The 11,531-nt window shown below is 36.5% G+C and carries 12 protein-coding genes and 2 rRNA genes (1 of these 14 cut by a window edge); 1 reads left to right on the top strand and 13 read right to left on the bottom strand.

Annotated features, from left to right (window positions below; genetic code table 11):
• Positions 1-13 precede the first annotated feature (13 nt).
• Both EGX95_RS26535 and metG read right to left on the bottom strand, forming a co-directional pair.
• A complete protein-coding gene (locus EGX95_RS26535) occupies positions 14-781 on the bottom strand; it encodes a TatD family hydrolase (protein WP_000895835.1) in 768 nt (255 codons plus the stop codon).
• Positions 782-947: 166 nt separating this feature from the next.
• On the bottom strand, positions 948-2,930 hold the full coding sequence (metG, locus tag EGX95_RS26530) for a methionine--tRNA ligase (RefSeq protein WP_000159681.1): 1,983 nt from the start codon (positions 2,928-2,930) through the stop codon (positions 948-950).
• A gap of 517 nt (positions 2,931-3,447) precedes the next feature.
• Here metG and EGX95_RS26525 point away from each other — a divergent pair.
• Entirely contained in the window at positions 3,448-3,732 is a 285-nt protein-coding gene (locus EGX95_RS26525) for a transition state genes transcriptional regulator AbrB (RefSeq protein WP_000843036.1), read from the top strand.
• A 20-nt stretch (positions 3,733-3,752) separates the two neighbouring features.
• Here EGX95_RS26525 and rsmI read toward each other — a convergent pair whose 3' ends face one another.
• From rsmI to EGX95_RS26470, 11 genes are all read right to left on the bottom strand, one after another.
• Positions 3,753-4,628 (bottom strand): 16S rRNA (cytidine(1402)-2'-O)-methyltransferase, encoded by an 876-nt coding sequence (gene rsmI / locus EGX95_RS26520; RefSeq protein ID WP_000267830.1) that lies wholly within the window; start codon positions 4,626-4,628, stop codon positions 3,753-3,755.
• Positions 4,597-4,887 carry a GIY-YIG nuclease family protein gene (locus tag EGX95_RS26515; RefSeq protein ID WP_000414340.1) on the bottom strand — a complete coding sequence of 97 codons (291 nt, stop codon included), beginning with the start codon at positions 4,885-4,887 and terminating at the stop codon, positions 4,597-4,599. Before EGX95_RS26515 ends, rsmI begins: the two co-directional genes overlap by 32 nt.
• Positions 4,874-5,614: a tRNA1(Val) (adenine(37)-N6)-methyltransferase gene (locus tag EGX95_RS26510; RefSeq protein WP_001055351.1), complete on the bottom strand. Its 741-nt coding sequence runs from the start codon at positions 5,612-5,614 to the stop codon at positions 4,874-4,876. Before EGX95_RS26510 ends, EGX95_RS26515 begins: the two co-directional genes overlap by 14 nt.
• Positions 5,615-5,734: 120 nt before the next feature.
• The gene (gene yabA, locus EGX95_RS26505) at positions 5,735-6,085 is read right to left on the bottom strand and encodes a DNA replication initiation control protein YabA (protein WP_000412056.1); all 351 of its coding nucleotides are present in this window, start codon (positions 6,083-6,085) and stop codon (positions 5,735-5,737) included.
• A 14-nt stretch (positions 6,086-6,099) separates the two neighbouring features.
• Entirely contained in the window at positions 6,100-6,927 is an 828-nt protein-coding gene (locus EGX95_RS26500) for a PSP1 domain-containing protein (protein ID WP_000272429.1), read from the bottom strand.
• 5 nt (positions 6,928-6,932) lie between these two features.
• Positions 6,933-7,916, bottom strand: coding sequence for a DNA polymerase III subunit delta' (gene holB / locus EGX95_RS26495; RefSeq protein ID WP_000978581.1), 984 nt, complete (start codon positions 7,914-7,916; stop codon positions 6,933-6,935).
• A 35-nt stretch (positions 7,917-7,951) separates the two neighbouring features.
• Positions 7,952-8,578: a dTMP kinase gene (gene tmk, locus EGX95_RS26490; RefSeq protein WP_000677229.1), complete on the bottom strand. Its 627-nt coding sequence runs from the start codon at positions 8,576-8,578 to the stop codon at positions 7,952-7,954.
• 1 nt (position 8,579) lies between these two features.
• Positions 8,580-10,001 (bottom strand): aminotransferase class I/II-fold pyridoxal phosphate-dependent enzyme, encoded by a 1,422-nt coding sequence (locus EGX95_RS26485; protein ID WP_001075283.1) that lies wholly within the window; start codon positions 9,999-10,001, stop codon positions 8,580-8,582.
• Positions 10,002-10,073: 72 nt separating this feature from the next.
• Positions 10,074-10,253 carry a sigma factor G inhibitor Gin gene (locus tag EGX95_RS26480; RefSeq protein WP_000842028.1) on the bottom strand — a complete coding sequence of 60 codons (180 nt, stop codon included), beginning with the start codon at positions 10,251-10,253 and terminating at the stop codon, positions 10,074-10,076.
• Positions 10,254-10,445: 192 nt separating this feature from the next.
• Positions 10,446-10,561: ribosomal RNA gene (gene rrf, locus EGX95_RS26475) — 5S ribosomal RNA — on the bottom strand.
• 49 nt (positions 10,562-10,610) lie between these two features.
• Positions 10,611-11,531: ribosomal RNA gene (locus EGX95_RS26470) — 23S ribosomal RNA — on the bottom strand (it continues 2,002 nt past the right edge of the window).

Genomic DNA, 11,531 nt, shown 5'->3' with positions numbered 1-11,531 from the left:
CTCCCCATTCTTTTTATTCGACACCAAATAAAGCTTTTGCATTCTTAGTTGTTACTTCCGCTACCTCTTCATAAGAAATTCCTTTTAAGTTTGCAATTTCTTCTGCTACGAGTTTTACATAACTTGGTTCATTTCGTTTTCCTCGAAATGGATGTGGTGTTAAATACGGACAATCCGTCTCTATTAACAATTTTTCTAATGGAATCTCAGTAGCAACTTCTTTCGGCTTCTTAGCATTTTTAAATGTAACTGGTCCACCTAACGAAATTAAAAAGTTCATATCAACACATCGCTCTGCTACCTCTACGCTGCCGCTAAAGCAATGCATAATGCCTCCTACTTCAGCCGCATTCTCTTCTTCTAGAATATCAACAATATCTTGGGTTGCATCGCGGTTATGTATAATAATCGGCAATTTTACTTTTTTCGCTAATGCAATTTGTTTACGGAATACTTCTTTCTGTATTTCTTTTGGAGACTTATCCCAGTGATAATCTAAGCCCATTTCTCCAAGTGCAACGACTTTAGGATGAGAAGCAAGTTCTTCTAACCAAGCTAAATGCTCTTCTGTCATGTCGACTGCATCAACTGGGTGCCATCCAACCGCGGCATAAATAAAATCATAGGCTTCAGCTAATTCAATCGCCTTTTTTATCGTTACTTCATCAAAACCAACAACAACTGTATAAGTAACCCCCGCTTCTTTCATTCGGGCAATAACTTCTTGTAAGTCTTCTTCAAATTGCTCTGCATTCAAATGTGAATGTGTATCAAACAACATAATACATAACTCCTTTTATATTGAAATCAAATTTATTCTACGTAAATAAGCTCTTTTATAACTTAACGATAACAATACTACAATCTTAATGCAAAAATTGAGAGTGTAAAAAGAAAAAAGACGCTTCACACATGTTACACGTGAAACATCTCTTTTCTTGTCTTAATTACTTAATTTTTGTACCATTTGGTAGATTTTGGTCAATCGATGCTAATGACAATACGCCATTCTCTTCACCCGCTAAAATCATACCTTGCGATAATTCACCGCGTAATTTTACAGGTTTTAAATTTGTTACACAAATAACCTTTTTACCTTTTAGGTCTTCTGGCGAATAGAATTTTGCAATTCCAGAAACAACTTGACGCTTTTCTGTACCTAAGTCTAGTTGAATTTTTAACAACTTGTCTGCTTTTTTCACAGGTTCCGCAGATAGAACTTCAGCTACACGCAATTCTACTTTAAAGAAATCATCAATTGTAATTTCTTCTGCCTTCGGTTCTTCTTCTTTTTTCTCTTCTACTTTAGGAGCAGAGGCTTTCATTTGTTCTTTAATGTACGCCACTTCCACGTCCATTTCTAAACGAGGGAAAATTGGTTGTCCTTTTTCTACTTTTGTTCCAGCTGGAATACAGCCGATTGTAGATAGGCTTCCCCAAGATATATGTGCTTCATCAGTAAGGCCAAGCTGAGCAAACATTTTGCTTGGTGCTACTGTTAAGAATGGCATAAGCATAATACCCGTTTGACGAAGTACTTCTGCTAAGTGAGCCATTACAGAGGCTAACTTTTCGCGATCATTCTCATCTTTCGCTAATACCCACGGTTGTGTTTCGTCAATATATTTATTCGTACGGCTAACCAATTGCCAAATTGAGCTTAGAGCTACAGAGAATTCCATATTCTCCATTGCTTCTTCCACTTTTTTTAATGTATCTTTCGCAAATGTTACTAACGTTTCATCAAATTCCGTTACATTTTCTTTAAATGCAGGGATTTCTCCGTTAAAGTACTTATCAATCATAGCTACTGTACGATTTAATAAGTTACCTAAGTCATTTGCTAAATCGAAATTAATACGCTCCACAAATCCTTCTGGTGTGAATACGCCATCAGATCCAAATGGAACTTCACGAAGTAAGTAATAACGTAATGCATCTAATCCGTAACGATCAATTAATGTAACTGGATCTACTACATTTCCTTTTGACTTACTCATCTTTCCATCCTTCATTAAAATCCAACCGTGAGCAAAGACTTTTTTCGGAAGAGGTAAATCTAATGCCATTAAAATGATTGGCCAATAAATCGTATGGAAACGAACGATTTCTTTTCCAACTAAATGCACATCTGCTGGCCAGAACTTCTTATACATCTCTTCATTTTCTGTTCCATAACCTAATGCTGTAATGTAGTTAGATAATGCGTCAACCCATACGTAAATAACGTGTTTCGGATTACTTGGAACACGAACTCCCCAGTCAAATGAAGTACGGGAAACTGCTAAATCTTCCAATCCTGGTTTAATAAAGTTATTAATCATTTCATTCTTACGAGACTCTGGCTGAATGAAATGTGGATTCTCTTCATAGAACTTTAATAGTCTGTCAACATATTTACCCATTCTAAAGAAATATGATTCTTCACGAACAAGTTCTACATCATGACCACTGTCTGGACTTTTTCCCCCAACTACTTTGTCACCTTCCATAATTGGATCTACTAATTGATGCTCTGTATAGAATGTCTCATCTTGTACAGAATACCAACCTTCATATTCATCAAGATAAATATCACCTTGATCTACTAGTTGCTTGAAGATTTTTTCGACAACATCTTTATGACGATCTTCCGTTGTACGGATAAAGTCATCATAGGAGATATCCATCTTCTCCCAAAGTTCTTTAATTCCTGCAACGATGTTATCCACATATGCTTGTGGTGTAACATTTAATTCTTCTGCTTTCTTTTGGATCTTCTGTCCATGCTCATCAGTTCCTGTTAAATAATGAACATTATATCCTTGCATACGCTTATATCGTGCCATCGCATCTCCTGCTACTGTTGTATAAGCATGTCCAATGTGTAATTTTCCACTTGGATAATAAATTGGGGTAGTAATATAAAAGGATTTGTTTTCCTTTGTCATTGTTTTGAACCTCCCGGATAACCTCATATGTATTTATAAATAGTATATCAAAAACTTATATATAAAGTGAAACTTTAATCTGTGAGGGTCTTGTTCATTCCCACGGATTATCAACCCACACCAATCGGACTTTTACGAGCAATCCGACTTCCACTTAACTTCTTTGGCCCAGCCGAATTTAAAATTTAAAATCTTACTACTCGTTAATGCAGGATAAAAACAAGTTCATATTTTTATATTTATCATCTATTACTCATATTTCAAGAAAATATACAGTCATTACCTATAATTTCTTGATTTTTCCGAAAATAAAGTGAAATAATAGTAGAAATTACTCAAACTCTATTATATATAAGAAGTAAGAAATCTATAAATCTTTTTAAAAAATATAGAATTAAAGAATTGACGGAAATGTAAATGATTGGTATCATATGTCCATAGGGTATTTTGTCGAAAAATGACGAATCTAAAAATAGACTCGAAACTTATAAACTATTTCTTTAGGAGGAAAAGAATTATGAAATCTACTGGTATCGTTCGTAAAGTTGATGAATTAGGTCGTGTAGTAATTCCAATCGAATTACGCCGTACTTTAGGTATTGCAGAAAAGGATGCTCTTGAAATCTATGTTGATGACGAGAAAATCATCTTAAAAAAATATAAGCCAAACATGACTTGCCAAGTAACTGGTGAAGTATCTGATGGTAACCTATCTTTAGCTGAAGGTAAAATTATCTTAAGCAAAGAAGGCGCTGAGCAAATCTTAAACGAGCTTCAAGATTATATCGAAACAGCAAAATAAGCTTCTCAATTATGAGAAGCTTATTTTTTATCGACATGATAGATTTGATATACATCGCGTTTCGACAAATCTCGATCTTTAGCAACTGTTTTTATCGCCTCTTTTGAATTCATACCTTTTTCGTTTATATAATGTTCAATATGGTCATATACCGAAATAGATTCCCACCATTGTTCCTCTGGAGCAGGTTCTTCCGTTGAACCAGCTACTAAAATACAAAACTCACCACGAACTTCATTTTGTTTCGTCCACTCAATTGCTTCTTCAACTGTTCCACGAATAAATTCCTCGAATTTTTTCGTTAACTCTCGACATAATACAATTTCTCTATTTCCCAATACTTCTTGCATCGAGATTAAAGTATCATCCAAGCGGTGAGGCGCTTCATAAAACATCATTGTAGTTTGTATGTAACGAAGCTTCTCTAACTCCATTTTCCTTTCTTTTTTATTTCTTTGTAAAAACCCATAGAAATAAAACTGTTTTGTTTCAAGTCCTGATGCAATTAATGCTGTAAGGGCTGCATTTGCCCCAGGAAGCGGGATTACATGATATTGCTCAGCTACTGCCTCGACAACAATATCATAGCCTGGATCGGAAATACACGGCATACCAGCGTCACTAACAAGTGCTACAGTCTTTCCTTCATCTAACTTCTCTAATATTTTCTTTCCACTTACTTCTTTATTATGCTCGTGGTAACTCATAACAGGCGTTTCAATTTCAAAATAATTACAAAGTTTTTTCGTTTGTCTCGTATCTTCAGCAGCAATTAAATCCGCTTCTTTTAAAATTCGGATTGCACGAAATGTCATATCTTCTAAATTTCCAATAGGAGTTGGTACTAAATATAAAACTCCCTTTTCACTTTGTTGAAAGCTTTTTTGTTGCCACATAGCGTTCTCCTTTTTGCATATATTCTTCTTTTTGTTTTCTATTTAATTGCTTAAAATAATACTCTGCTTGCATAGCTGTACGCTTATCTTCATGAAATTCTACGTATTTTAAAGCAACAGGAAGTCTAGCACGCGTATACTTAGCCCCTTTTCCGCTATTATGGGTCTCAATCCGCTTCTCTATATGATTTGTATATCCAGCATAGTAACTTCCATCAGAGCACTCCACTACATAAAAACAATGCTTATTCTTCTCCATATAAAATCGAGCGAATCTCCTTTGTATATTCATTATTTTCTTCATATACAAAAAGAGGTGGCAATATTTTCAAATCTGCGTTTCCGTCCTTAATTCCTTCAATTAACAATGTATTCGCTTCTTTCCCTGCCTTAGGATAAACAAATCGTACACGCTTCGGTTCAATTTTGTATTTACGCATTAATGTAACAATATCTAATAAACGACCTGGACGATGTACAAATGCTACTTTCCCGCCTTGCTTTACTAGCTGACTACTTGCAGATACAACATCCTCTAGTGTACACATAATTTCATGACGAGCTATCGCTAAATGTTCATTCATATTTTTTTCAGAAGTTGCAGGTGTTTGGAAATAAGGCGGATTACATGTGACAACATCATATTGATGACGCCCAAGTTTCTCCGGCATATCTTTCAAATCCCCGTGTATTAAGTGAATTCTTTCTTCCAACTTATTGTATTGGACACTTCTTATTCCCATATCATATAAGCGTTCTTGAATTTCTACACCAGTAATATTCCCTTTCGTCCTTGTACTTAATAGAAGGGGCACAACTGCATTACCTGTACACAAATCAAGTAAATTACCTTTTTGAATTGGCACCCAAGCAAAGTCTGCAAGTAAAACAGCATCTAACGAGAAATTAAATACTGATGGGCTTTGTATAATCTTCAAATCTTGTGCTAATAAGTAATCTAAACGTTCATCTTCATATAAATTCATATGTTGCTCCTTTTCTTACACTTAACCTACCCTATTTCATCTTCTACTAATAAAAAACATATTCGATTCTACTCTCATGTATAAAAAATTACCTTTCCAATTATTATTGGAAAGGTAATTTCACTTTTTATTTAAAAATGACAGGCAGAATAAACAATCTCCCTCTTTACGTACACTTCCATAATGCAGATTACAAATATGAAAACCTTCTTGATATAGTCTTGCTAAATTATCGTAGCCTTCACCAATATCTGTCTTCGGCTTCACTTCTTTACGTTTTTGAGTTTTTTGTTTTTCTTTAATCTGTACTTCTTCAAAGCGGTGTCGCAAATTTTCATTTTCCATTTTTATATGTTGGTTTTCTTCCAGTAACTCTGCAAGATGTTGTTTTAATTCTCCCAACTGTTTGTATAAATGTCCAATTTGCTCTTCCATACTAGAAACCGATGCAAAAATATCTTTTTTCTCCACAAGCACCCACCTCATTAATCTGTGGTTTGACTCGAAACGACCCCTTTATTCACTAACTCATCTAACGTATATTCTACTATCCGTTCCTTGTCTACTAGTTCCACTTGAATTAATCTTTCTAAAATATTTAATCCGATAACACGGCCAGTACCATGCGGGGTTTGTATACGTTGATCTAAATCAGGAAGTTGTTCCTTTGCTGCCTCATATTCATCGTTCTCATATTTTAAGCAACACATTAAGCGACCACATAAACCAGAGATTTTTGCAGGATTTAATGATAAATTTTGATCCTTTGCCATCTTAATGGATACAGGTTCAAAATCCCCTAAAAAAGTAGAACAACAAAGCATACGACCACATGGACCAATACCACCAAGCATTTTCGCTTCATCACGAACACCGATTTGTCTTAGTTCAATTCTTGTCCTAAAAATTGCTGCTAAGTCCTTCACTAGTTCGCGAAAATCAATCCGACCATCCGCAGTAAAGTAGAAAATAATTTTATTGCGATCGAACGTATACTCTACATCTACAAGTTTCATATCAAGATTATGTTCTACCACCTTTTGCTGACAAACTTGATATGCTTCTTTTGCAGCATGTTTGTTCTCTTCAACAATGGTACGATCGTTTTCATTTGCAATGCGAATAACCTTTTTTAGTGGTAATACAACGTCGTTTTCATCAACTTGCTTTTTGGTAATAACTACTTTTCCGTATTCAATACCTCTTACCGTTTCTACAATTACAAACTCATTTTCAGAGATATCGAACTGATTCGGATCAAAGTAATACACCTTTCCGGCCTTCTTAAAGCGAACACCTACTACATCATACAAAACGGTCATCCCTCCTGCAACCGCAACACTAACTGTTCGAACACAAGCTGCGCATTTACATTAGCGTTGATTCTATTTTTTGCCTCTAATATATTAAAGAGAGCTGATACAATGCGCTTCTGAGCGTAGGAGAAAGATTCAAACATCTCTTTCTGCTCATGAAAAACAAGACGATCTTCTTCTCCAAGTTGAACATATAATAAATCCTTATAAATAAGGAGTAACATATCTAAACCTTGCTGTAATTGTTCTTTCTCTCCAAAGTGTTTTCCCCATTTTTCTTGTACAAAAAAAACAGAGGCTTTATCTTTTTCGAGCGCTTCACATAATTTTATCACTAAAGCTCGTGCTTGTGCAAACCATTCATCACTACATAAAGCTAAAGCTTCATCAAAACTATTTGTGAGTTGTGCAGCAAGTGTCGATAAAGATGTCGTAACACCTTCATCCTGTAATCTTCTAATTAAAGATTCCGTAGGTAACGGTCTAAATGTAACAACTTGACAACGAGATAAAATCGTATTTAAAATTTGATGACTTTGTTCAGTAAGTAAAATAGCTGTTGTATCACTACTTGGTTCTTCTAAAAATTTCAACAGTGTATTCGCTGCGTTTGCCGTCATACGGTCTGCGTGCTCAATAATATATACTTTTTTATTTGCTTCTAATCCTGTTTTGGAAAACTCTTCTTGTAAATCATGAATTTGCTGCTTCTTAATAGATAATCCGTCTGGTTTTACAATATGTAAGTTTGGGTGGTTACCTGAATCAATTCGCTTACAATTTGTACATACATGACAAGGTTCTACCCCATTCCGCTGAGAACAGAGGAAACTCTTTGCCATTTGAATTGCCGTCGCAAACTTTCCTGTCCCTTTCCCTCCCTCTAACAAGTAAGCGTGGGATATACGCTCTTTTGCGATGCTATTCATCAACATTTTTACACCGATGGGTTGTATAGCAGAAAGCTGCTCCCACGTCTTCATCATAATGCATACCTCACTTATTTCATTCTTTCCTTCTATTATAACAATTTATCTTCTATAACCTGAATAACTTCTTCTATAAGTTTTTCCATTGGTTGATCAGCATTTACTAATACAATACGATCCGAGAAACGTTCTACAACTTGTAAATACCCTTCACGCACACGTTTATGGAAAGAGATATCTTCCATATCTAACCTATTCACTTCACGTCCTGCATCTTTTGCAATTCGAGCTAAGCCAACCTCTGGCTCAATATCTAAGTAAATTGTTAAACTAGGCATACAGTCCTCTGTTGCGAAACGATTGATTTCAAATACCTTATCCATACCTAACCCTCTTGCATATCCTTGATACGCTAAAGAGCTATCTATAAAACGATCACATAATACAAGGTAATCCTCATTAAGTGCCGGCATAACTTTTTCTACTAAATGCTGTCTACGTGCAGCAGCATATAACAATGCCTCTGTACGTGCTTCCATCATCGTATATTCTTGTTTATGCAAAATCGTTCTAATATCCTCAGAAATTGCAATACCACCTGGTTCTCTCGTCGCCATTACCTTTTGTTCCTTTTGTTCAAAGTATGGCAATAAACCTTGAATTAGCGTTGTTTTACCCGAACCTTCTGGACCTTCAATTGTTACAAATAATCCCTTCATTCTAAAACCTACTTTCTATATCATACACTTTCATATATTTCGTGCTGCCTTGAAAACGAGCTCCAGCTTTCTCTAAATGCATAATTTGCTCTTTATGTTCTGAAGTAATTCTTTCCCCATACATAATCAATGGAATACCAGGTGGATACGGAATTACCATTTCTGCTGCTATCATCCCAACTGCTTCTTCTACAGATACTACTTTTGTTTCATATCCTTCCAGTTGTTTATATGTATACGGCAGGGGAGAAATTTCTCCTTTATAAGTATAACGAATAGATTCCGTCTTGTCTTTCACCTCATAAGATTGCAATGCCACTCGGATCATCTCTATAGCCTTCATATACTTCTTATTTACTTGCAAAGGCAAAATAAATAAGACATTATATGGATCTGCCATTTCGGTATATATACCAACCTTTTCTAATACAGACTGTAATTCGTATCCTGATAACTGACAACGCGTCTGCACGGTAACTTTTAGCTCGTCTTGTAATGGATATTGTAAAATAGCTAATTGTGGGATAGAAGACAATTCTTCTTTAAATTCCTGTAAAAACTCGACAATTTCATCATGTCCCTTTTCTTTTATACGTGCTATCGTAAAGCGTGCAATATCAAGAGAAGCCATAATTGGATACGATGGACTACTAGATTGTAGCATACTTAAATAAGTAGAAACTTTTTCTTCTTTCACTAAGCGGCTATTTATATGTAAATAGGATCCCATCGTCATCGCAGGTAATGTTTTATGTGCGGAATGAACTACAATATCTGCACCATATGCTAAAGCTGACTTTGGAAATGCCCCACCTAAACAAAAATGAGCTCCATGCGCTTCATCTACTAACACAGGAATTTTATGTGCATGTGCATAAGCAATGCTTGCCTCTAAATCCATCCCCATACCATAATAATTAGGATGTGTTAAAATAAGTGCTTTCGCATTTGGGTATTTTTCAATTGCTTCCTTAATAATGTCATCATGAATTCCCACGGGTACGTTATAAGCTTCATCAATCCATGGATCTAAAAAAATTGGATTGGCTCCTGCTAATTTTAAACCATTAATAATTGATTTATGACAATTTCTTTGTACAAGAACAATATCATGTTCCCTACAGCAAGACAAAATCATTGCTAAGTTCCCGACTGTTGAACCATTAATTAAAAAATAACTTTTGTTCACTCCATATACATCAGCTAATAATTGTTGTGCCTCATCTATACATTCAAACGGACTATGTAAATCATCTAATCCTGATAACTCAGTTACATCGATAGATAGTATATCTTTAAACTCCTCTACTGCCCCTTGAGGGAAGTTTAAACCATTTTTATGACCTGGGACATGAAAGGATAACGGCCTTCTTTCTTTAAACTCTATTAATGCTTCATATAAAGGTATGCGATTTTGATTCATCTATATCTCTTCCTTATTATTTCATTCTTTATCTATTATACAGAACAAAAAAAATAATAGGCATATGCCTATTTAAAAATATGATACTTCTAATTTCCGAAGCTGTTTTAAATAATATATATACTTCGGATCATTTGTTTCTGTATTCACCATGTCCTTTTCACATTCATAACATATTAAATTATTATAAACATATATCCCTTCTTTTCTTTCTGTCTCACAAACAATACAAACTTCGTTTTGTGATTTCATATCTTTCCCTCCCTATTTAAATGGACATATTTTATACTTCTATTCCTTAACAATTTACAGAAAAATATACATCGATTTCTTATATAATATGATTCATCCTTGGGCAACGTGTTTGTATTACCATTACTTCTTTTTGCATACTGTTTGAAAACACAAAAAAAAACACAAGTCAAAAGACTTGTGTTTTTAGTTGCTTGGCGACGTCCTACTCTCACAGGGACAAGGTCCCAACTACCATCGGCGCTAGAGAGCTTAACTTCCGTGTTCGGTATGGGAACGGGTGTGACCTCTCTGCCATCATCACCAAACTATGAAGGCATATTCCTTCAAAACTAGATAACATTTGCTACATATTATATGGTTAAGTCCTCGATCTATTAGTATTCGTCAGCTCCACATGTCACCATGCTTCCACCTCGAACCTATCAACCTGATCATCTTTCAGGGATCTTACTAGCTTACGCTATGGGAAATCTCATCTTGAGGGGGGCTTCATGCTTAGATGCTTTCAGCACTTATCCCTTCCGCACATAGCTACCCAGCTATGCCCTTGGCAGAACAACTGGTACACCAGCGGTGCGTCCATCCCGGTCCTCTCGTACTAAGGACAGCTCCTCTCAAATTTCCTACGCCCACGACGGATAGGGACCGAACTGTCTCACGACGTTCTGAACCCAGCTCGCGTACCGCTTTAATGGGCGAACAGCCCAACCCTTGGGACCGACTACAGCCCCAGGATGCGATGAGCCGACATCGAGGTGCCAAACCTCCCCGTCGATGTGGACTCTTGGGGGAGATAAGCCTGTTATCCCCGGGGTAGCTTTTATCCGTTGAGCGATGGCCCTTCCATGCGGAACCACCGGATCACTAAGCCCGACTTTCGTCCCTGCTCGACTTGTAGGTCTCGCAGTCAAGCTCCCTTATGCCTTTGCACTCTACGAATGATTTCCAACCATTCTGAGGGAACCTTTGGGCGCCTCCGTTACACTTTAGGAGGCGACCGCCCCAGTCAAACTGCCCACCTGACACTGTCTCCCGGGTCGATAAGACCCGTAGGTTAGAATTTCAATACAGTCAGGGCGGTATCCCACCAGCGCCTCCACCGAAGCTAGCGCTCCGGTTTCAAAGGCTCCCGCCTATCCTGTACAAACTGTACCAAAATTCAATATCAGGCTACAGTAAAGCTCCACGGGGTCTTTCCGTCCTGTCGCGGGTAACCTGCATCTTCACAGGTACTATAATTTCACCGAGTCTCTGGTTGAGACAGTGCCCAAATCG

The sequence above is a fragment of the Bacillus sp. FDAARGOS_527 genome, assembly GCF_003812125.1.
Classification (GTDB): Bacteria; Bacillota; Bacilli; order Bacillales; family Bacillaceae_G; genus Bacillus_A; species Bacillus_A paranthracis.
The sequence above is the reverse complement of the archived record's forward strand: the minus strand, read 5'-3'. Positions and strand labels throughout refer to the sequence as shown.

Bases quoted from the DNA above. Each gene is read 5' to 3' on its own strand.
- EGX95_RS26525 (WP_000843036.1), top strand. From the start codon at position 3,448: ATGAAATCTACTGGTATCGTTCGTAAAGTTGATGAATTAGGTCGTGTA.
- EGX95_RS26535 (WP_000895835.1), bottom strand. From the start codon at position 781: ATGTTGTTTGATACACATTCACATTTGAATGCAGAGCAATTTGAAGAA.
- metG (WP_000159681.1), bottom strand. From the start codon at position 2,930: ATGACAAAGGAAAACAAATCCTTTTATATTACTACCCCAATTTATTAT.
- EGX95_RS26485 (WP_001075283.1), bottom strand. From the start codon at position 10,001: ATGAATCAAAATCGCATACCTTTATATGAAGCATTAATAGAGTTTAAA.
- EGX95_RS26510 (WP_001055351.1), bottom strand. From the start codon at position 5,614: ATGAATTTATATGAAGATGAACGTTTAGATTACTTATTAGCACAAGAT.
- EGX95_RS26480 (WP_000842028.1), bottom strand. From the start codon at position 10,253: ATGAAATCACAAAACGAAGTTTGTATTGTTTGTGAGACAGAAAGAAAA.
- rsmI (WP_000267830.1), bottom strand. From the start codon at position 4,628: ATGTGGCAACAAAAAAGCTTTCAACAAAGTGAAAAGGGAGTTTTATAT.
- tmk (WP_000677229.1), bottom strand. From the start codon at position 8,578: ATGAAGGGATTATTTGTAACAATTGAAGGTCCAGAAGGTTCGGGTAAA.
- EGX95_RS26515 (WP_000414340.1), bottom strand. From the start codon at position 4,887: ATGGAGAAGAATAAGCATTGTTTTTATGTAGTGGAGTGCTCTGATGGA.
- holB (WP_000978581.1), bottom strand. From the start codon at position 7,916: ATGATGAAGACGTGGGAGCAGCTTTCTGCTATACAACCCATCGGTGTA.